The sequence below is a fragment of the Anaeromyxobacter oryzae genome (genome assembly GCF_023169945.1).
In the GTDB taxonomy this organism is placed as follows: Bacteria; Myxococcota; Myxococcia; order Myxococcales; family Anaeromyxobacteraceae; genus Anaeromyxobacter; species Anaeromyxobacter oryzae.
Genome location: NZ_AP025591.1, coordinates 162527 through 182827, shown reverse-complemented (window position 1 = coordinate 182827; position 20301 = coordinate 162527). Strand labels below are relative to the sequence as shown.

Genomic DNA, 20301 nt, shown 5'->3' with positions numbered 1-20301 from the left:
GCGCTGCGTCGCCCCGGGGTTCGGACGCCGCTCGCGCCGCCTCACGTGCGTGGAGCGCTGCGAGCGCGGCGTTCTCGCGCGGGCGCGGCGCGCGAACCGCGCGACCGCCGAGGAAGCGTCAACCGCTCGATCCGATCAGTTGGGTTCCCCCGTAAGCGCCCGCGCTCCGTCGCGACTTCTGCGGTCGCTGCCACGCAGCCTTCCTGGAAGCCGATCCACGCAGCCGACGTTTCCCCGGCGCGGACCCCGCCCCGGCCGCCACCCTTCTTCTCAGCCCTCCTCACGTCCGCCAATCGGGCCCGCTCGGGCGCGAGGCGCCGCCCTCGACGGAGTTGTGACGAATCATGAGCCCGGTTGGACGGAGGGTAACATTCGAGCTCGGGCGCGCGGGTCACGCCGGTTACAGCATCGCCCTCCGCATGTCCGCGAGCAGGGCCGCGAGGTGGGTCGTGAAGCGCGCCGCGAGCGCGCCGTCCACCACGCGGTGGTCGTAGGACAGCGACAGGGGGAGCACGAGCCGCGGCCCGAACTTCTCGCCGTCCCACACCGGCTTCGTCTGGCTCCGCGAGACGCCGAGGATCGCCACCTCCGGCGCGTTGATGATGGGCGTGAAGAACGTGCCGCCGATGCCGCCGAGGCTCGAGATCGAGAACGAGCCGCCCTGCATGTCCGTCGCCGAGAGCTTCCCCGCGCGCGCCTTGGCCGCGAGCTCCGCCGTCTCCCGCGCGATGTCGAGGACGCCCTTCCGGTCCGCGTCCTTCACGACCGGGACCATGAGCCCGTTCGGCGTGTCGGCCGCGAAGCCGATGTGGAAGTAGCGCTTCAGGACCAGGGTCTCGCCGTCGAGCGACGCGTTCAGCTCCGGGTACCGCTTCAGCGCCGCGACGCACGCCTTCACGAGGAACGCGAGCAGCGTGACCTTCACGCCCTCCTTCTCGTGCTCGCGGTTCAGCTCCTGGCGGAACCTCTCCAGCTCGGTGATGTCCGCCTCGTCGTGCTGCGTGACGTGGGGGATCATCACCCAGTTCCGCGAGAGGTTCGCCGCGGAGATCTTCTTGATGCGCGCGAGGGGCTGCGCCTCGACGGGCCCGAACTTCGCGAAGTCGATCTTCGGCCAGGGGAGGAGGTCGAGGCCGGGGCCGCCGCGCGCGGGGGCGCCGCTCGCCGCCGCGTGCATCACCTGCTTCACGAACCCCTGCACGTCGTCCTTCAGGATCCGGCCCTTCGGCCCCGTCCCCTCGACGCGCGCGAGGTCCACGCCCAGCTCGCGGGCGAGCTTCCGGATGGACGGCGACGCGTGCGCGACGCGCCGCTCGCCCGGCTCGGCCGGCGCGGCGAGCGCGCGCGCGGCGGCCGCCGCGGTGCCGGCCGGCGCGGGGGCGGCCGGCGCGGGGCGCTGCGCCGCGGGCGCGCTGGGCGGGGCGGCCGGCGTCGGGGCGGCCGCGGGAGGCTCGGGCGCGCGGGCCGCGGCGGGAGCGGGCGCAGCGGCCTCCGCGGCGGCGCCCTCGAGGAGGACGACCACGCTCCCCTCGCTGACGCGGTCGCCGGCCTTCACGCGGACCTCGCGCACGGTGCCCGCGGCGGGGGAGGGGACGTCCATCGTCGCCTTCTCCGACTCGAGGGTCACGAGCGGATCGTTCGGCTTCACGGCGTCGCCCGGCTTCACGAGGACGTCGATGATCGGCACGTCGGTGAAGTCGCCGATGGGCGGGACCTTCACTTCGAGCGGCTCCGCGGCAGCGGGGCGGGCGGCGGCGCCGTTCGCCCGCGACGGCGCAGGCGCCGTGGGTCCCGCGGCCGGTGCCTGGGCCGGGGCGTACGACGGCGTGGTCCCGCGGGCCTGCGCGGCGGCTGCGGGCGCGGGCGGAGCCGCCGGCGCGGCGGGCTCGCGGACGGCCGCCTTCGCGCCGTCGGCCTTCGCGGCGTCGAGGACCGCGACGAGGCTGCCCTCGCTCACGCGGTCCCCGGTCTTCACCTTGAGCTCGCGGACGGTGCCGGACGCAGGCGACGGGACGTCCATCGTCGCCTTGTCCGACTCGAGGGTGACGAGCGGGTCGTTCTCGTTCACCGCGTCCCCCGGCTTCACGAGGACGTCGATGATCGGCACGTCCTTGTAGTCGCCGATGGGCGGGATCTTCACGTCGATGCTGGCCATGTCTCCCCCGGCCCCTACACCGTCCACGGGGCGGGCTTGTTCGGATCGATGCCGTACTTCTGGATCGCCTCCGCGACCTTGGTGACCGGGAGCACGCCGTCGTCGGCGAGGGCCTTCAGCGCCGCGACGGTCACGTGGTGCCGGTCGACCTCGAAGAAGCGGCGCAGCTTCTCGCGCGTGTCGGACCGGCCGAACCCGTCGGTGCCGAGCGTCACGTACCGCTGGCGGACCCACGGCCGGATCTGCTCGGGGAACGTCCGGACGTAGTCGGTGGCGGCGACGACGGGACCGGGCGCCTCGGCGAGGCAGAGCTCGACGTGGCACCGCTTCGCGGGCGCGCCCGGGTGCAGCATGTTCTCCCGCGCGATCGCCTTCCCCTCGCGCGCGAGCTCCGTGAAGCTCGGGCACGCCCACAGGTCCGAGTCGACGCCCCACTGGCTCTTCAGCAGGTCGGCCGCGGCGATCACCTCGCGGAAGATCGCGCCGGAGCCGAGGAGCTGGACGCGCGGCGCGCTCGGCGCGGAGCGCGCGCCCGCCTTGAAGAGGTACATCCCCTTCACGATGTTCGGCACCGCGCCCTCCGGCATCGCCGGGTGGACGTAGTTCTCGTTCAGCACGGTGATGTACCAGTACGCGTCCTCGTTCTCCGCGAGCATCCGGCGGAGCCCGTCCTGCACGATGACGGCCACCTCGTACGAGAAGGTCGGGTCGTACGAGTGGCAGTTCGGGATCACCGACGACTGCACGTGCGAGTGGCCATCCTCGTGCTGGAGCCCCTCGCCGTTCAGGGTGGTCCGGCCCGAGGTGCCGCCCACGAGGAACCCGCGGCAGCGCATGTCGCCTGCCGCCCAGGCGAAGTCGCCGGTCCGCTGGAACCCGAACATGGAATAGAAGAGGTAGAAGGGGACGGTCGGCGTCGCGTGGATCGAGTACGCCGACGCCGCCGCCATCCACTCGCACATCGCGCCGGCCTCGGTGATGCCCTCCTGGATCACCTGGCCCTGCCGGTCCTCGCGGTAGTAGGCGAGCTGCTGCGCGTCCTCCGGCGTGTAGAGCTGGCCGACGTGGCTCCAGATCCCCATCTGCCGGTACATGCCCTCCATGCCGAAGGTGCGGCCCTCGTCCGGCACGATCGGCACGACGCGCGGCCCGAGCTGCTTGTCGCGCGAGAGCAGCTGCATGATCTGGACGAGCGCCATCGTGGTGGACAGCTCGCGGTCCTGGCTCGACTGGAGGAGCCGGTCGAAGGCCGACAGCTCCGGCACCTTCAGCGTGATCGGCGCGCGGCGGCGGCGCTTCGGCCGATCCCCACCGAGCTCGCGCCGGCGCGCCTTCATGTACTCGAGCTCCTTCGAGCCCTCCTCGAACCGGAGGAACGGCAGCTTCTCGAGCTGGTCGTCGGGCACCGGCAGGTCGAAGCGGTCGCGGAAGCGACGGACCGCCTCCACCGGGATCTTCTTCTGCTGGTGGGCGATGTTCATCGCCTCGCCGGCCTCGCCCATTCCGTAGCCCTTGATGGTCTTCGCGAGGATGACGGTGGGCTGGCCGACGTGCTTCACCGCGGCGTCGTAGGCCGCGTACACCTTGAAGGGATCGTGGCCGCCGCGGTTCAGCCGCCAGACGTCCTCGTTCGACAGCTCGGAGACGAGGTCCTTGAGCTGGGGCGTGTTGAAGAAGTGCTCGCGGACGAACGCGCCGTCCCGGGACTTGTAGACCTGGTACTCGCCGTCGACCACCTCCATCATCCGCCGACGCAGCGCGCCGTCCTTGTCCCTCGCGAGGAGCGGGTCCCAGTGGCGGCCCCAGATCACCTTGATGACGTTCCAGCCCGCGCCGCGGAACGTGCTCTCGAGCTCCTGGATGATCTTGCCGTTCCCTCGCACCGGCCCGTCGAGCCGCTGGAGGTTGCAGTTCACGATGAAGATCAGGTTGTCGAGCTTCTCCCGCCCGGCGAGGTCGATGGCGCCCATCGACTCGGGCTCGTCCATCTCGCCGTCGCCGCAGAACGTCCACACCTTCCGGCCCTCGGTGTTCGCGAGGCCGCGGTCGTGCAGGTAGCGCATGAAGCGGGCCTGGTAGATCGCCATGTGCGGGCCGAGGCCCATCGACACGGTCGGGAACTGCCAGAACTCCGGCATGAGCCAGGGGTGCGGGTACGAGGACAGCCCGTTGCCGTCGACCTCCTGCCGGAAGTTGTCGAGCTGCTCCTCGGTGAGCAGGCCGAGCAGGTACGCGCGGGCGTAGATGCCGGGCGAGGAGTGGCCCTGGATGAAGACGAGGTCGCCGCCCTTGTCCTCGGTCCAGGCGCGCCAGAAGTGGTTGTAGCCGACGTCGTAGAGCGTCGCGGCGGAGGCGAAGCTCGCGATGTGGCCGCCGACGTTGGTGTGCTTGTTCGCCCGGACCACCATCGCCATCGCGTTCCAGCGGACGTAGTGCCGGATCCGCTGCTCGAGCGCGAAGTCGCCGGGGAAGCGCGCCTGCTGCTCCACCGGGATGGTGTTGACGTACTCGGTGTTCGCGGAGAACGGCAGGTACGCGCCGCGGCCGCGGGCCTGCGCGATGAGCCGCTCGATGAGGAAGTGGGCGCGGTCCGGGCCCTCGCGCTCCAGCACGCCCTCCAGGGCGTCGAGCCACTCGCGCGTCTCCTGCGGATCCGTGTCGGGGAGCTTCTGGTCCATGCCGTCTCTCGATTCTGGGAGGAACGGCGATGACCTAATGGGGCCGACCGGGCGGATCAAACCGCCGTTTGGGCCCGAGGAGGCGGGGCGGCCCGGCGACCCCCCTCCGAGTGGGCCGGGTGCGCCGTCTAGCGCCGGCCCAGTGCCGCGAGGAGCTGCGCCCGCGCGCTCGCGAGCTGGTACTCCGCGTTCACCTGCTGCGCCTCGGCGTTCGTCGCGGCGAGCTGCGCGTCGGACAGCTCGAGCGCGCTCCCCGCGCCGGTCCGGTAGCGGCCCTCGGCGAGCCGGAGCTGCTCGCGCGCGTTGTCGAGCGCGTCCCGCGACGCGTCCAGGCTCGTCTTCGCCGCGCGGACCGTGAGCCGCGCGTTCTCGAGGTCCACCCGGATCTGCTGCCGCAGCGTGTCGCGCTGCGACGTGGCCACGGTGACGTTGGCGGCGGCCTCGGCGACCTGCGCGCGCGTGCGCCCCCCCTCGAAGATGGGGACCGTGAGCGTCGCGCCGAAGGCGACGTTCCAGGTCCGCCGCAGGTCGGGCGCGTCCGTGCCGACGTCGGTCGCGCTCGCGCCCACGGACAGCGCGGGGAAGTACCCGCCTCGCGCCGAGCCCAGGCTGGAGTCGGCCGCCTCGAGCCGCCGCAGCGCGGCGGCCAGGTCCGGGCGATCCCGGAGCGCCTCGTCGAGCAGGACGTCGGCGGTCGCGTCTTCGCCGTCCACCGGGAGGAGCGTGTCGCTCGCGACCTCGTAGTCCAGCGGGCCCTCGACGCCCATCGCCTGGTTCAGGCGGGCCCGGCCCGTCGCGTAGTTGTTCTCCGCCTGCACGAGCTGGACCTGCGCGTTCGCCACGCTCGTGCGGGCGGTGGCGAGGTCGATCGGGGGCCGGGTCCCGATCTTCACGAACGCGTCGATCTGCGCGAGGTGGGCCTGCTGGTTCTGGAGGGTGGCCCGCGCGACCTGCGCGAGGTCCCGGGCGGCGCGCGCCTGGAAGAACGCGGTGCGGACGTCGAGGACGGTGGTGAGCTCGCTCTCGCGCGCGCTCTCCCGCTCGGCGTCGGCGCTCCGCCGCGCCGCGGTCCACCGTCCCGTCGTCTGGCCGAAGTCCCAGACGAGCTGGTTCGCGCTCGCGGTGAACGAGAACTGGTTCTGGGTGTCGAACGAGCCGGTGGAGGCGCCGCCGAGCGTGGTCCCGTTCGTGGTCCGGCGGAAGATCTGGGCCTGCCCGTTCACCTGCGGCAGGAGGTCGGCCCGGGCCTGATCGGCGCGGGCGCCGGCCGCGGTGGCGGACGCGCGGGCCTGCGCGAGCTGCGGCTGGTGCGCGACGGCGGTCTGGACCGCCTCGTCGAGCGTGAGCACGCGCGGCGGCGGCGCTTCCGCGGCGCGCGCCGCCTGGGCGAGGGCGGCCGCGAGGAGGAGGGCGGGGATCCGCATGGCTATTCGAACCTCAGGGCCTGGATGGGATCGAGCCTCGACGCCTTCCGCGCGGGGTACAGGCCGAACCCCACGCCGACGAGCCCGCTGAACGCCACCGCGATGACGATCACGTCGGGGCGCACCAGCATCGGCCAGCCGAACGACTGCGCGAGTCGTTCGGCCGTCAACAGCCCGAGCCCGACGCCGATGGCGCCGCCCGCGACCGCGAGCGCGAGGGACTCGACGAGGAACTGGAGGAGGATGTCCCGCGGGCGGGCGCCGACGGCCATCCGGATCCCGATCTCCCGCGTCCGCTCGGTGACCGACACGAGCATGATGTTCATGATCCCGATGCCGCCGACGAGGAGCGACACCGCCGCGATGGCGGCGAGCAGCGTCGTCAGGGTGCGCGTCCCCTCCTGCGTGGCGTTCGCCATCTCGGTCAGGTTCCGGATGGAGAAGTCGTCGTCCGCGCCCTCCGCGAGGCGGTGGCGGTCGCGGAGGAGATCCGTGATCTGCCGCTGCGCCTTGGCGGTCGCGTCGGCGCTCGTGGCGCCGACGAAGACGACGCCCTGCACGACGTTCTTGAGGCCGCCCTGGATCTTCGCGCCGAAGGTCGAGTACGGCACGAACACCCCGTCGTCGTAGTCCTGGCCCATCGGCGACTGGCCCTTCGCGGCGAGCACGCCGACGACCTGGAACGGAACGTCCTTGATCCGGACCGCCTGCCCGACCGGATCGGCCCCGCCGAAGAGCTTCTCCGCCACGGTCTTCCCGAGGAGCACCACCTTCGTCCCGGAGTCGATGTCCGAGGGCGCGAAGATCGCGCCACGCGCCGCCGGCCACGACCGGATCTGGAAGTAGTCGGGCGAGACGCCGTTCACGACCGTCGTCCAGTTCTGGTCCTCGGCGATGACGGACGCGGTCGAGCGCAGGCCGGGGGACACCCAGCGCACGGAGGGGACCTCGGTCTGCACCGCCTTCACGTCGTCCCAGGTGATCGTCGGGAGCGAGCCGAACCCGCCCTGGACGCCGCCGGAGGTCGTCGTCCCCGGCATCACGATGAGCATGTTCGAGCCCATCGCGGCGAAGCTCTGCTCCACCCGGACGCGCGCGCCGTCGCCGATGGCGACCATGGCGATCACGGCGCCGACGCCGATCACGATGCCGAGCGCGGTCAGGAAGGAGCGCATCTTGTTCCGGCGCAGCGCGCGCCAGGCGACGCGGATCGTCTCGAGCGGGTTCACGGCCGACCCTCCCCCGCCGCGGCCGCCGGCGCGGCCTCCTCCGGCTCCGCCGGCCTGGGCGTCGCGACGCGCGGCGTCCGCCGCTCGTCGGATCGGACGAGCCCGTCCCGCATCGTGATCACGCGCCCGGCGAACTCCGCGATGTCCGGCTCGTGCGTGACGAGGACGACGGTGATGCCGTGGCGGCCGAGCTCCTGGAGGAGCGCCATCACCTCGACGCTGGTCCGCGAGTCCAGGTTGCCGGTGGGCTCGTCCGCGAGCACGAGGCGCGGCCGGGTGACGATGGCGCGCGCGATCGCGACGCGCTGCTGCTGGCCGCCCGACATCTGGTTCGGGTGATGGTCCGCGCGGTCGGCGAGCCCGACCGCCGCGAGCGCCTCGGTCGCGCGGGCGTGGCGATCCCGCGCGTGGAGCCCGGAGTAGAGGAGCGGGAGCTCCACGTTCTCGAGCGCGCTCGTGCGGGAGAGGAGGTTGAAGCTCTGGAAGACGAACCCGATCGTGCGGTTCCGGATCCTCGCGAGGGCGTCGCGGTCGAGGCGGGAGACCTCGTCGCCGGCGAGGCGGTAGACGCCGCGGGTCGGGCGGTCGAGGCAGCCGAGCACGTTCATGAGGGTGGACTTCCCGGACCCCGACGCGCCCATCACGGCGACGAACTCGCCGTCGGCGACGTCGAGCGTGACGCCCCGGAGCGCCTGCACGGAGACGTCGCCCATCTCGTAGGTCTTCGCGACGTCGTGGAGCTCGATCAGCGCGGCCATCGGCGCTCCTAGAGCAGCCTCGGGCCGCGGCCGCCCGTGGCGCCCGCGGGGCGACCACCGGCGCCGCCGGAGGCGTCCACGACGCACGCGTCGCCCGGCTGGAGGTCGCCCTGGATCACCTCGGTCATCGTCCCGTCCGAGATGCCGGTCCGGATGCGGAGCTCCACGGGCTTGCCGCCACGGAGCACCCACAGCGTCCGGCGGCCCGGCTCCTCGCGGCCGCCTGGCCCGGCCGCGCCGGTGCCGTTCACTGCGGTGCGGCCGTTGCCGGCGTTGCCGTTCGCGCGGCCGGCGTCGCGGCCGCCGGCCGGCGGGCCGCCGGCGCCGGGCTGGGAGCTCGCGCTCCCCGGCGCGCCATCCGCGTTCACCTGCGCGCCGGGCGCGGGCGCCGCCGCGCCGCCGCGGCGCCGCCCTCCGCCATCGCCCGCAGGGGCCGCGCCGCTCTCCGCGCGGATGGCTGCGAGGACCTCCGGAGCCGGCCGGAACCGGAGCGCCGCGTTCGGGACCCGGAGCGCGTCGTCGCGCTCGGCGTACACGAAGGTCACGTTGGCGGTCATGCCCGGCCGGAGCTTCAGCTGCGGGTTCTGCACGTCGATCACCGCGTCGTAGGTCACGACGTTCTGCACGGTCTGCGCGGCGTACCGGATCTGCCGCACGACGCCCTCGAACTTCTCTCCGGCGAACGCGTCGACGGTGAACGTCGCCGCCATCCCGTCCCTGAGCTTCCCGACGTCCGCCTCGGCGACGTTGGTGTCCACCTGCATCCGCGCGAGGTCCTCGGCGATCACGAACAGCGTCGGCGCCTGCAGCGACGCCGCGACGGTCTGGCCCACGTCCACGTTCCGCGAGATCACCGTGCCGTTCGTGGGCGAGACGATCCGGGTGTACGCGAGGTTCACCTCCGCCTGGTGGAGCGCCGCCGCGTTCTGCTGGACCTGGCCCTTCGCCGCGGCGACCCCGGCGCGCGCGGCGTCCGCGTTCGAAACCGCCGTGTCGCGGTCCGCGAGGGCGACGAGCTTCTGCTCCGCGAGCGCCGCGGTCCGCTGCGCGACGCGATCCGCGTCGACGGCCTGCGCCTTCGCCTTCTCGAGGTTCCCCTGCGCCGCGGCGAGGTTCGCCCGCGCCTGCTCGACCGCCGCCTCGAAGAGCTGCGGGTCGATCCGGGCGATGAGCTGCCCCTTCTTCACGGACGAGTTGTAGTCGACCAGCACCTCGGCCAGCCGGCCGGAGACCTGGCTGCCGACCTGCACGGTGACCACGGCGGAGAGCGTCCCGCTCGCCGTCACCTTGGCGGTGAGCGGGCCGCGGTCGGCCTGCGCGGTGTCGTAGCGAACGCCCGCCGGCTTGCGCGTCGCGCGCCAGGCGAAGATCGAGCCGGCGACGAGGACGGCGGCTGCAGCGAGGATGAGGAGGCGGCGTCTGGTCACGTTGTCTCTCCGCCCCCGGAAGTATCGGGCCGCCGTTGCGACGACCTGTGGGGAACGTGAACGATTGTTACGGGCCGGGAGGGTAGACGACCTGCGGGATCCGCACCCTAGATTCCCGCACGGCCCGGCCCGGGCCCACACGGACTCCACGATGCCGGCGCTCCGCGACGCGCTGCCCGCTCTCTACCACGATCTCCTCGGCGCGCCCCTCGACCGCGAGGTGCCGGAGGAGTCGAAGGCGACCTGCGCGTCCTGCGCGATGCTCGAGGGCGGGTGCGGCGTGGTGCCCTCGCTCGACGGGCGGCCGCGCACCTTCCGCGCCGACACCAAGTGTTGCACGTTCCACCCGCGCCTCCCTGGCTACCTCGCGGGGGCGCTCCTCGACGATCCCGACCCGCGGCTCGCGGAGGGACGCCGCCGCGTCGAGGCGCGGATCGCGTCGCGCGTCGGCGTCCTGCCCGGCTGGATCCACCCGCCGCGCGCCTACACGCTGCTCTACGACGGCGCGCGCGGCGCGTTCGGCCGCGCCCGCGGCCTGCGCTGCCCGTTCTACGACGAGGGGACGGGCGCCTGCACGATCTGGGCGCACCGCGAGGCGGTCTGCTCGACGTACTTCTGCCGGTACGTCGCGGGCGCGGACGGGCGCGCGCTGTGGACCGCGGTGAAGGAGTACCTCTCCCTCGTGGAGATCCAGCTCGTCCGCGCGGCGCTGCTCGAGGTCGCGCCGGAGCTGCTCGAGAGCGAGCTCGACCCGGCGCCGCGCACCGCGCCGCCCGGGCCCGAGGACATCGACGGCGCCGCGCCGCCGGACGCGGAGTACGCGGCGGCGTGGGGCGCGTGGGCGGGGCGCGAGACGGAGCTGTATCGCGCCTGCCACCGCTTCGTCCGCGGGCTCTCCGCGGCCGACGTGGACGCGCTGCTCGGGCTCGACGGCACCCTCGCGCGCCGGAAGCTCGCGCGCGCCGCCGACGCCGCGACGTCCTCCGCGCTCCCGCCCGTGCTGCGCCTCGATCCCTCGACCACGGTGGCGTGGCTCCCGGACGGCTCGGTCGCGCTCGGCGCGTACAGCCCGCTCGAGGCGGTGGCGCTGCCGGGCGAGGCGTACCGCCTCCTGGCCAAGTTCACCGGCGACGCGCCCGTCGAGGCGGTGCGGGCGCGGCTCCGGGCGGAGGACCGGGCCGACCTCGCGGACGGGGTGCTGCTGGAGCTGTACCGCCACCGGGTCCTCGCGCCGCCGCCGCGCCGCGCCGTGCCGGCGCAGGGACCGCCGCCGCCGGATGCCACGCACACCCGGTGAAGCCCCGGTTTCTGCTGGCGCTCGCGGGGGTCCCGCGCCTAGTTTTCGGCCCGCGGAGGCACCGCCGTGGCCCAGGGCTTCAAGGATCACTTCTCGGGGGTGGCGGGCGCCTACCAGGCGTTCCGGCCGGGCTATCCGCCGGCCCTCTTCGACTGGCTCGCCGGCGCCGCGCCGCGCCGCGACCTCGCCGTGGACCTCGGCTGCGGGAACGGGCAGGCGTCGGTCGGGCTCGCCGGCCGGTTCCAGGCGGTGATCGGGATCGACCCGAGCGCCGAGCAGGTGGCGCACGCGGAGCGACGCGCCGGCGTGAGCTACCGGGCCGCCCCCGCCGAGGCGACCGGCCTCGCGGACGCGTGCGCGGACCTGGTCATCGCCGCGCAGGCGTTCCACTGGTTCGACCCGGCGCCCTTCGCCCGCGAGCTGGCGCGCATCTGCCGTCCCGGCGCGGTCTTCGCCGCGTTCACGTACGGCCGCTCCAGCGTCGCGCCGGAGATCGACGCCCACGTCGACCGGCTCTACACGGACATCGTCGGCCCGTACTGGCCGCCCGAGCGCGCCCACGTCGAGAGCGGCTACCGGACGCTGCCGTTCCCGTGGCCGGAGCTGGCGGCGCCCACGTTCGTCCTCGAGGAGCGCTGGGACCTGGATCGACTGCTCGGCTACCTCGGCACCTGGTCCTCGGTGAGCCGCTACCGGAAGGTGCGCGGCGAGGACCCGCTCGTGCTCGTGCTGGACGACCTCGCCGCCGCGTGGGGGCCGCGCGACCGCATCCGGACGGTCACCTGGCCCCTCACCCTGCGCGCCGGCCGCGTCGGCGCGTCCCCCGACCCGGAGCTCCGATGAAGCCCTCCCTCGTCGCCGGCATCGCCCACCACTTCCGCTACCGCGTCCCCGACGACAAGACCGTGCCGCACGTCTACCCGGAGTCGCCGCTGTTCCGGGACATGCCGGAGGTGTTCGCGACGGCGTACATGGTCGGCGCGCTCGAGTGGGCGTGCATGGAGGCGATGCAGCCGCACCTCGATCCCGGCGAGCAGTCGGTCGGGACGGGCGTCTGGGTGACGCACACCGCGGCGACGCCGCCCGGCCTCATGGTGACGGTGGACGTGACGGTGCTGAAGGTCGAGGGGCGGAAGGTGACCTTCTCGGTGAAGCTCCACGACGACGTCGAGGCCATCGGGGAGGGCACCCACGAGCGCGTCGTCCTCGACGGCGAGCGGTTCCGGAAGAAGGCGCGGGAGAAGGCGGCGGCCGCCGTCCCGAGGTGACAACGGCGCCGCCCGCGTGCTCTCATCTCCGGGGTTCCGGCGCCGCGCGCCGGGGAGAGGGAGGGCGCATGCGTCGTCTGGAGCGGCTGACGCTCGGGCTCGTGTCGAGCGTCGTGACGGTCTTCATCGCGTGCTGCTACGGCATCCCGTACGCGTTCAGCAAGGGCGGGAAGGTCGTGGACGCGGGCACGAAGCTCGGGATCGGCGGCATCCGCGTGAGCTGCGCCGATCGCTCCGAGTCCACCTGGGCGGACGGGAGCTTCTACTTCGCGTTCCACCCCGGCGAGCCGGACTGCGCCGCGCTCCGCTTCGAGGACGTCGACGGCGCGGACAACGGCGCCTACCAGCCGAAGCTCGTCGAGGGTGTCCCCCCGGGCGAGCAGCGCGACCTGCTCGTCGAGCTGGATCCGGTCCCGTAGCGTGGCGCGCGGCTGGCCGAGGAGAGCCCTTCACCCGCTGTATCGGCGGCTGGAGACGCGCGTCCACCCGCTCCGTTACCTCTTCCTCGAGGTGACGTCGCGCTGCAACCTGCGCTGCCGCCACTGCGGCTCCGACTGCGACCGCACCCCGCGCGACGGCGAGCTCTCGACCGACGAGTGGCTCGCCGTCGTGGACCGGATCGCGGACGGGTTCGACCCGCGTACGCTCGTGCTCGTGCTCACCGGCGGGGAGCCGCTCTGCCGCCCCGACCTCGACCGGATCCTGGAGCGGATCCACGCGCGCGGCCTCGCCTGGGGGATGGTCACCAACGGCCAGGCGCTCGGGACGGCCGCGCTCCGCCACCTCCTCGGGCGCGGCCTCCAGAGCCTCACGGTGAGCCTCGACGGGCTCCGGCCCTCGCACGACGCGCTCCGCGGCGCGCCGGGCGCGTTCGACCGGGCGCTCCGGGCGATCCGCGCCGCCGCCGAGGCGCACGCCGCGGGGCTGCTCCGCTTCACCGACGTCGTGACCTGCGTCCACCCCGCGAACCTCGACGAGCTGCACTCCGTCCGCGCGCTCCTCGAGGCGAGCGGCGTTCCGGCGTGGCGGCTCTTCCCGATCTTCCCGAGGGGGCGCGCGCGGGAGCACCCGGACCTGCTCCTCGGGCCGGCGGAGCTCCGGCGGCTGCTCGACTTCATCGCCGCCGCGCGGCGCCCGCCGGGCGCGCTCCGCATCCAGCTCTCCTGCGAGGGCTGGCTGCCGCCCGCCATCGACCGCGCCGTCCGCGACGAGCCGTACTTCTGCCGGGCCGGCATCTCGGTCGCGTCGGTGCTCTGCGACGGCGCCATCGGCGCGTGCCCGAGCGTGAGCCGGGCGCTCGTGCAGGGCAACGTGCGCAGCGACGATCTCGTGGAGGTGTGGGAGCGCCGGTTCGCGCCCCACCGGGAACGCGGCTGGATGCGGACCGGCGCCTGCGCAGGGTGCCGAGACTTCCCGCGGTGCCTCGGGAACTCGCTCCACCTGTGGGACGGCGAGGCCGGCGCGACGGCGTGCTGCACGCGGGACGCGGCCTGCGGGGGCGCTCCCCCCCTGCGTTCGCCATGAGCCCTTCGACTCCGGATCCTCCCGCCCTGCGCTCGGTGCAGGCGGAGGGCGCTATCCCGGGCCCACCGTGGGCGGCCTTGCCGGCGTCACCGGCCGCAGATCCGGCGAGCCGTCCGGCAGCGACGGGCGGATGTCGGGGCGGTGGCGGCTGAGCGCCCCGGGCGGCAAGGCCGCGAGCGGGATCACCAGCAGCACGCCGAGCGCGAGCGTCGGCGCGAGGAGGCGGCGCGCGAGCCAGAGCGCCGCCGCGAGCGCGAGCAGCCCGCCGAAGAGCGCGCGCTCGAACCCGGGCGCGCGCACGCCGACGAGGACCCAGTACCACTCGAGGATCCCCGCGGCGCCCCAGGCGGCGTACGCGAGGAGCAGCGGGGGCGCGAGGCGCGGGAGGCGCGCCAGCGCCGCCTCGAGCCCGGCCGCCGCGAGCAGCCCGAGCGCCGGCGCGATCTCGACGAGGTAGCGGCTCTCGCGCCACGCGTCGGTGAGGCCGATGCGGAGGAACGAGAGGAGCAGGAAGAGGAGCGCGATCGGCGGGAGCAGGAACCGGAGCGCGCGCGCCGGGCCGAGGAGCGCCAGGGCCGCGCCGAGCGCCTCGAGCACCACGAGCACCGGCGGCTGCGAGAGCTTCAGGGCCGTGAAGAAGTAGCTGTGGACGAGCTCGCCCCAGCCGACGCGGACGCCGACGAGGCCGCGGTACGGGCTCTCGGTGACCATCCAGCGGACGTCGTCGTAGGCGAGGGCGCCGACGAGCCAGTAGAGCGCGAAGGGCGCGAACGCCGCCGCGGCCGGGCGGACGTCGCGCCACCGCCACAGGATCGCGGCCGCGCCGGCGGCGACGAAGGCGGGCCCCTCCGGCCGCGTGATGCCCATCCACCCGAGGCCCGCCGCGACGAGCCACGGCCGGTCCTCCGCCCAGCCGAGCGCCGCGACCGCGAGCGCGGCCGCGAAGGGCAGCTCGGTCATGGTGGACGCGCCCTGGCCGAAGAAGTCGTACTGCGCGAGGACGAGCAGCCCGGCCGCCCAGGGCCGGACGAGCCCGAGCCGGCGCGCGGCGAGCATCGTCGCCGCGAGCGCGACGAGCGCCGGGACGATCGCCGCGAGCCGCGCGGCGCGGTAGCCGAACGCGGCGGGGCCCGCCTGGAGGAGGACGAAGCCGGGGCGGTCCCAGGGGAACAGGATCGCGCGCGGGTCCTTCGGCACGTCCCGCAGGTGCATGTAGTGCGCCCACGCGTCGTGGATCGCGGCGAACGGGGAGAGGATGGCAGCGGCGGCGAGGAGCGCCGTCGCGAGCGCGAGCACGGCGCGCTCGGCCGGGCGGAGCTGTCGCGCGAGGGCGAGGGCGAGCGCGAGCGCGGCGAGCCAGACGGCGAGGAGGAGCGGGACGATCACGGCGGACGGCCGCGGAGGATACGCCTCCGGGCGGCCTCGCGCGCGGCGAAAGCGGCGGCGCCGTCAGCCGAGCTGGTGCTCGAGGTGGTCGACGCCGCTCGCCTCGTTCGCCGCCCGCGCCATGCACCGGACGAGCACGTGGAGCGTGAACGCGATGACGACGAGCGCGAGCGCGGGGGTGCCGGCGAAGAAGTCGTAGAGCCCGTGCAGCGCGGCGACGCCGGCGAGACCCGCGATCCGGAAGGTCCACCGCCGGCGCGCCTGCCACTCGGCCAGGGCGACGAAGTACCCGGAGATCCCGGCCCACGCGCCGTGCATGAACGGGGTGAGGAGCAGGCGCGTCAGCGTCCCCTCCAGGCTCTCCTGGCTGAAGACGCCGAGCCGGTACGCGAGCCGGTCGTGCGCCTCGAACTGCGCGAGGTAGGCGAGGTTCTCGGTGGCGGCGAAGGCGAGGCCGCTGATGGCGCCGAGGAAGATCCCCTGCCGCAGCGTGAGCCGCACGCCCAGGACCCCGCGCCACATCGCGAGCGCGAGGAGCGGCAGGATCTTGAACGCCTCCTCGCGCACGCCCACGCCGAGCACGAACCCGGCGAGGCGCGCGAGCGCGCTCCTCGAGACGATGAGCGCGTCGGTCACGAACGGCGGCGTGGACAGGTACGCCATGAGCGCCGGGATCGTGAACGCGATGGACGCGACGTACATGAGGGCGGCGAGGATCCCGGTCCGCCGCTCCGGCTGGACGAGCCGGTGGAACAGCACCGCCCAGACCAGGGAGAAGTAGAAGAAGAGCCAGCTCGTCGGGTCGTCGGCGCCCAGGGCGAGGATCAGGATCGGCGCCGCCGCGAGCGCGTACAGCATCCAGAACCGGGACGAGGTGAGGAGCGGCCACATCTCTCGCGGCGAGAAGTACTCCGCGAGGAGCGCCGTCACGGTGCGCGCCGGCGGCCGCCGCGCCGCGGGATCCGGGCCGGCCGGCTCGCCGCGCGGGAGCGGCGGCACGCCGGACGGGCCGGCGGGCGGGAGCGGAGGCGGCGGGGGGACGAGGACCTCGCGGAGCGGGGTCGGGCCGGCGCCGTCCTCCGACCACACCGGCGTCCCGTCCGGGAGGACGCCGCCCGCGGACAGGCCGGAGAGCTCGTCGAGCGTCGCCGGGCCGCGCACCGACCCCCCGGCCGCGTAGTAGTAGCGCATCGCCCCTCGGATGTTAGGCACGCCGCGGGGCGCCCGGCGCGGGCGGGCGGGGGGTGCGGCCTCCAGCGCCTACAGGAACTCGCAGAGGTACGCGGCCGGCGCGGTCGCCTTCACGTCGAACCCGCTCTTCGCCGGGACCTCGAACACCGTGCCCGCCGGGTACGGCACCCAGGCGCCCTCGCCGGCGCGCTTCACGAGCAGCTCGCCCGAGACCACCGTCATCCGCTCGGCGGCGTCGGTGCCGAAGTGGAACTCGCCCACGTCGATGACGCCCGCGGTGGCGCGGCGGCCGTTCCGCTCGAACCCGAGGCTCTGGACCTTCCCGTCGAAGTACGTGTTGTGCTTGATCATGGCGGCGCATGGAAGCACGCGGCCGCGCGGGAGGTCAACGCGCCGGGTGCCTCTAGCCCCGCCGCGGCAGGTCGCCGCTACGTCACGCGGACCCGGGGAGGATCCCGTACCGTGCGTGCGGGGTGACGGGCCCGGTCCTCTGGTAGAAGGGGCGCCGGTTCCAGCGCGGTGGGGAGGCAGCGTGTCGAAGCAGGCGATCCCGGCGCCGGAGAGCGCAGATTCCCCCGCGCGCCCGGCCGATCGCGAGCACCTGACGACCCAGCTCTCGGCGCTCCTCGCCGAGCTGGCCCGCACCGACGAGATCCCGGTCGGCGCCGCCGCGTGGTCGCCGGAGCTGAGGCCCGGCGGGAGCATCGGCCGGTTCCGGATCGTCCGCGAGCTCGGGAAGGGCGGCTTCGGGATCGTCTTCGAGGCGGACGACGGCGACCTCGGCCGGCGCGTCGCGGTGAAGGTCCTGCGGCCCGGCACGAGGATCGCGGCGCACGCGCAGGGCTGGCTCGAGCGCGAGGCGCGCGCGGTCGCGAGCCTGAACCACCCGAACATCGTCACGCTCCACGACTTCGGGAACGGGCCGGCCGGACCGTACCTCGTGTTCGAGCTGCTCCAGGGGACGCCCCTCGACCTCCGCCTCCGGCGCGCGCCGCTCCCGCTCGAGGAGGCGCTCACCATTTCCATCGACGTCGCCCGCGCGCTGGTCCACGCCCACGCGCAGGGCGTCGTGCACCGCGACCTCAAGCCCGCGAACGTCCACCTCGGCCCCGACGGCCGCGCGAAGGTGCTCGACTTCGGCCTCGCCCACCTCTTCGGCCGCGGCGGCGGCTCCGGCGGCACGCCCGCGTACATGGCGCCGGAGCAGTGGACCGGCGGCGGCGACGCGCGGAGCGACCTCTTCGCGCTCGGCGTGATCCTGTTCGAGTCGCTCACCGGCCGCCGGCCGTACCGCGCGGAGAAGAGCTGGAGCGAGGCGCAGGAGCCCGGGCCGGCGCCGGTGCTCCCGCTCCGTGCCGCCCCCGCGGGGCTCCGGAAGCTCGTCGGCGCGCTCGTCGAGCGGGACCCCGCGAAGCGGCCGCAGGACGCGCGCGACGTGCGCGACGCGCTCCTCGCGATCCGGCGCGCTCACGCCGGGCGCGTCCGCCGGCGGGTCTTCGCCGGCGCCGTGGCGTCGGCGGTCGTCGCGGCATCGGTCGCGGGGTGGCTCTTCGCGACGCGCGAGCCGCCCGCGGGTGAGCGGACGAAGGCCGTCCTCGCCGCCCTGGAGAACGTCTCCGGCGAGCCCGCCCTCGACGCGACGCCGGGCCTGCTCCAGGCCGCGCTCGCGCCGTCGCGCCGCGTCCGGCTCGTCCCGCCGGCGCGGCTCGACCAGCTCGCGCGCGAGGCGCGGCTGCCCGACGCGCCGCGGCTCGACGCCGAGCGCGCCCGCGCCCTCGCGCGGCTCGCCGGGGCGGCGGTCGTGCTCGTCCCCTCGGCGCGCCGCGAGGACGGGCGGAGCGTGGTCGAGGTCCGCGCCGTCGAGGCCGAGAGCGGGCGGACCCTGTTCGTCGCGGACGCGCCGGTCGCGCGCGCGGACGACCTCGCCCGCGCGGTGGACGTCCTCGCCGACCACGTCCGGAAGGATCTCGCCGAGCGCGCCGCGGACCGGAAGATCCGGCGGCCGGTGACGCAGGCGGTGACGTCGAGCGCCGAGGCGGCGCGGCACTACTACGAGGGCCTGGACTGCCTCGCGCGACGCCACGCGGCGCCGTCGGCGTCGACGGGGTGCGCGAAGCAGTTCGAGGACGCCCTCGCCGACGACCCCGGCTTCGCGCTCGCGCACTACCAGCTCGCCCTGATCGCCTCGCCGCAAGGCGCGCCAGCGGAGTGGTCGCGGCCGCACCTCCAGGCGGCGCTCGGCGCGGTCGATCGCCTGCCGGCGCGGGACTCGGACCTGGTCCGCGCCCTGGCAGCGCGGCACGCCGGCCGCTTCGACGAGGCGGCGCGCCTCTACGAGGCCGCGATCGCGGAGTCGCCGGACGACCCGGCCGCGCTCCAGGCGGCCGCCGATCTCCAGATCGCCCGCGGCGACTGGGCGGCGTCGCTCCGCTACCTCGAGAAGCTCGTCCAGCTCGCGCCGGAGCAGGAGGAGCCGCTCATGGAGTGGGTGGAGAGCCTCGGGCGGCTCGGCCGCCGGGACGACCTCCGGGAGCTCGCGGCGCGGGTGGAGGCGGAGCCGCGCTCGGCCCGGCGCAGCCAGGCGCTGGTCCAGGCGCAGCTCTGGCTCGGTGCGCCGGAACGGGCGCTCGCCGTCGCGCGCGAGGCGGTCGCGGAGCGGGGCGACGCGGAGGCGCGGCTGGTCCGGATCGCGGCGATGGCGACCGGGGACTTCGTCGCGGCGGAGGCGGCCGCGCGGGCGGAGGCCGCTGCGCTTCCGGAGCAGCCGGGGCGCTCTGCGTTGATCGCGCGCGCTCTCGTCGGCCAGGGCAGGGTGAGGGACGCGCTCCGGCTCGTCGACGACGCGGCGGCGAACGGGATGCGAGTGTCGCGATTCGACCCGAGCGGTGTCCAGGAGCTCACCTACCGGTTCACGCGAGCGATGCTCGTCGCCGCTCGCTGGGATCGGGCGGCGGTGGCGGGGGAGGCCGCGCGCGTGGTCGCGCTCGATCACGGGACCATCTACACCGGTACGCTCGCCCTCACGGTCGCGCTGGTGGGGGACGACGCGCGCGCGGCGCCGCTCGCCGACGGGTCGCGCTGCGTCCGGGAGTCGCTCGACGCGCTGCGCGCCGCGCACGCGGGTGACGCGACCGCTGCGTTGGCCCGACTCGCCGTGCTCGAGGCGGAGGATCCCGCGCCGACCGCCTGCCTGGCGCCCGCGTATCTCGCGGCGGAGGTCGCATCCTCGGCCGGTGACCACCGGGAGGCGCTCGCCGCGGTCGCGCGTTTCCGGCGCGTCCCGCCCGCCGGCCAGTGGCACCCGTCCGCTTTTCTCCGGTCGGTCCTCATCGCCGCGCGCGCTCATCACGCGCTCGGAGACGATGCCGCGGCGCGTCGCGAGGCCGATCGGCTCCTGGCGATTCTCGCGCGCGCCGACCGCGATCTGCCGCTGCTCCGCGACGCCCGCGCCGTCGGAGCGCGGTTCTGATCAGGGCACCACGACCCCGTGCGCCCCGAGCCGACTGACCGCGGTTCGCCCTAAAGCGAGTTCGACCTCCGTTCGCCAGAGGCAATCGCCTCCCGTTCGCTGCGAGCCAATCGACCCCATTCGGCCTGAGCCGGTCGAAGGGCGGCTCCGGCCGCGCCCGTAGTTCGACCGGCTCACCCACGAGCGGGCTGATCAGGCGCGGTCGGCTGCGATGAGCCGTTGCTGCTCCGACGTTCAGTGATCGGCGGATCGTGTCCGCCCCTCCGGCATTCCTTGCCCCGCTAGCCGCGCGAGCCACGCGCGGTCGAACGAGGAGGCACTCATGTCCGGAACGTACGAGACCAACTTCATCTTCGATCTCACCCGAGCGCCGCTCTGCCCGCCGCCGCGCGACAAGGCGGCCGACGTCGAGAGCGACGCGACGGCCGCCGCCGAGGTCCCCTTCGGCCTCGAGGCCGACGACGCGGCGCCGTCCGCGCCCGTGACCCCGTAGCG

The 20301-nt window shown here is 74.7% G+C and carries 16 protein-coding genes; 7 read left to right on the top strand and 9 right to left on the bottom strand.

Features of this window, described 5'->3' with window-relative positions:
- Positions 1 to 400: 400 nt before the first annotated feature.
- The 6 genes from aceF to AMOR_RS00695 all read right to left on the bottom strand — a co-directional run bounded on the left by aceF (position 401) and on the right by AMOR_RS00695 (position 9671).
- Complete coding sequence (gene aceF, locus AMOR_RS00720) at positions 401 to 2155, bottom strand: dihydrolipoyllysine-residue acetyltransferase (protein WP_248357545.1); 1755 nt, start codon at positions 2153 to 2155, stop codon at positions 401 to 403.
- 14 nt (positions 2156 to 2169) lie between these two features.
- On the bottom strand, positions 2170 to 4833 hold the full coding sequence (gene aceE / locus AMOR_RS00715) for a pyruvate dehydrogenase (acetyl-transferring), homodimeric type (RefSeq protein ID WP_248357544.1): 2664 nt from the start codon (positions 4831 to 4833) through the stop codon (positions 2170 to 2172).
- Positions 4834 to 4961: 128 nt separating this feature from the next.
- A complete protein-coding gene (locus AMOR_RS00710) occupies positions 4962 to 6257 on the bottom strand; it encodes a TolC family protein (protein ID WP_248357543.1) in 1296 nt (431 codons plus the stop codon).
- 2 nt (positions 6258 to 6259) lie between these two features.
- Entirely contained in the window at positions 6260 to 7486 is a 1227-nt protein-coding gene (locus AMOR_RS00705) for an ABC transporter permease (RefSeq protein ID WP_248357542.1), read from the bottom strand.
- Positions 7483 to 8244 carry an ABC transporter ATP-binding protein gene (locus AMOR_RS00700; protein ID WP_318653843.1) on the bottom strand — a complete coding sequence of 254 codons (762 nt, stop codon included), beginning with the start codon at positions 8242 to 8244 and terminating at the stop codon, positions 7483 to 7485. Before AMOR_RS00700 ends, AMOR_RS00705 begins: the two co-directional genes overlap by 4 nt.
- Before the next feature lie 8 nt (positions 8245 to 8252).
- Positions 8253 to 9671 (bottom strand): efflux RND transporter periplasmic adaptor subunit, encoded by a 1419-nt coding sequence (locus tag AMOR_RS00695; protein WP_248357541.1) that lies wholly within the window; start codon positions 9669 to 9671, stop codon positions 8253 to 8255.
- A 151-nt stretch (positions 9672 to 9822) separates the two neighbouring features.
- Between AMOR_RS00695 and AMOR_RS00690 the strand changes: the two genes are divergently transcribed.
- From AMOR_RS00690 to AMOR_RS00670, 5 genes are all read left to right on the top strand, one after another.
- Positions 9823 to 10968 carry a YkgJ family cysteine cluster protein gene (locus AMOR_RS00690; protein WP_248357540.1) on the top strand — a complete coding sequence of 382 codons (1146 nt, stop codon included), beginning with the start codon at positions 9823 to 9825 and terminating at the stop codon, positions 10966 to 10968.
- Between the two features lie 66 nt (positions 10969 to 11034).
- Entirely contained in the window at positions 11035 to 11811 is a 777-nt protein-coding gene (locus AMOR_RS00685; protein WP_248357539.1) for a class I SAM-dependent methyltransferase, read from the top strand.
- Complete coding sequence (locus AMOR_RS00680; protein ID WP_248357538.1) at positions 11808 to 12236, top strand: thioesterase family protein; 429 nt, start codon at positions 11808 to 11810, stop codon at positions 12234 to 12236. Before AMOR_RS00685 ends, AMOR_RS00680 begins: the two co-directional genes overlap by 4 nt.
- A gap of 68 nt (positions 12237 to 12304) precedes the next feature.
- Positions 12305 to 12655: a peptidase associated/transthyretin-like domain-containing protein gene (locus AMOR_RS00675; protein WP_248357537.1), complete on the top strand. Its 351-nt coding sequence runs from the start codon at positions 12305 to 12307 to the stop codon at positions 12653 to 12655.
- Between the two features lies 1 nt (position 12656).
- Positions 12657 to 13760, top strand: a complete 1104-nt coding sequence (locus AMOR_RS00670) for a radical SAM protein (protein WP_248357536.1) — start codon at positions 12657 to 12659, stop codon at positions 13758 to 13760.
- Between the two features lie 51 nt (positions 13761 to 13811).
- Here the strand turns inward: AMOR_RS00670 and AMOR_RS00665 are convergent, their stop codons facing one another.
- From AMOR_RS00665 to ppnP, 3 genes are all read right to left on the bottom strand, one after another.
- A complete protein-coding gene (locus tag AMOR_RS00665) occupies positions 13812 to 15146 on the bottom strand; it encodes a hypothetical protein (RefSeq protein WP_248357535.1) in 1335 nt (444 codons plus the stop codon).
- Between the two features lie 63 nt (positions 15147 to 15209).
- Entirely contained in the window at positions 15210 to 16337 is a 1128-nt protein-coding gene (locus AMOR_RS00660) for a PrsW family glutamic-type intramembrane protease (RefSeq protein ID WP_248357534.1), read from the bottom strand.
- A 69-nt stretch (positions 16338 to 16406) separates the two neighbouring features.
- Entirely contained in the window at positions 16407 to 16688 is a 282-nt protein-coding gene (gene ppnP / locus AMOR_RS00655) for a pyrimidine/purine nucleoside phosphorylase (protein WP_248357533.1), read from the bottom strand.
- A gap of 181 nt (positions 16689 to 16869) precedes the next feature.
- On the opposite strand from ppnP, the gene AMOR_RS00650 reads away from it, so the two are divergent.
- Positions 16870 to 19806 carry a serine/threonine-protein kinase gene (locus AMOR_RS00650; protein WP_248357532.1) on the top strand — a complete coding sequence of 979 codons (2937 nt, stop codon included), beginning with the start codon at positions 16870 to 16872 and terminating at the stop codon, positions 19804 to 19806.
- Positions 19807 to 20128: 322 nt separating this feature from the next.
- Positions 20129 to 20299: a hypothetical protein gene (locus AMOR_RS00645; protein WP_248357531.1), complete on the top strand. Its 171-nt coding sequence runs from the start codon at positions 20129 to 20131 to the stop codon at positions 20297 to 20299.
- Positions 20300 to 20301: the final 2 nt, after the last annotated feature.

Excerpts from the sequence above, each read along its gene's own strand:
- aceF (WP_248357545.1), bottom strand. The coding sequence starts at position 2,155 with ATGGCCAGCATCGACGTGAAGATCCCGCCCATCGGCGACTACAAGGAC.
- aceE (WP_248357544.1), bottom strand. The coding sequence starts at position 4,833 with ATGGACCAGAAGCTCCCCGACACGGATCCGCAGGAGACGCGCGAGTGG.
- AMOR_RS00710 (WP_248357543.1), bottom strand. The coding sequence starts at position 6,257 with ATGCGGATCCCCGCCCTCCTCCTCGCGGCCGCCCTCGCCCAGGCGGCG.
- AMOR_RS00700 (WP_318653843.1), bottom strand. The coding sequence starts at position 8,244 with ATGGCCGCGCTGATCGAGCTCCACGACGTCGCGAAGACCTACGAGATG.
- AMOR_RS00690 (WP_248357540.1), top strand. The coding sequence starts at position 9,823 with ATGCCGGCGCTCCGCGACGCGCTGCCCGCTCTCTACCACGATCTCCTC.
- AMOR_RS00680 (WP_248357538.1), top strand. The coding sequence starts at position 11,808 with ATGAAGCCCTCCCTCGTCGCCGGCATCGCCCACCACTTCCGCTACCGC.
- AMOR_RS00675 (WP_248357537.1), top strand. The coding sequence starts at position 12,305 with ATGCGTCGTCTGGAGCGGCTGACGCTCGGGCTCGTGTCGAGCGTCGTG.
- AMOR_RS00660 (WP_248357534.1), bottom strand. The coding sequence starts at position 16,337 with ATGCGCTACTACTACGCGGCCGGGGGGTCGGTGCGCGGCCCGGCGACG.
- ppnP (WP_248357533.1), bottom strand. The coding sequence starts at position 16,688 with ATGATCAAGCACAACACGTACTTCGACGGGAAGGTCCAGAGCCTCGGG.
- AMOR_RS00645 (WP_248357531.1), top strand. The coding sequence starts at position 20,129 with ATGTCCGGAACGTACGAGACCAACTTCATCTTCGATCTCACCCGAGCG.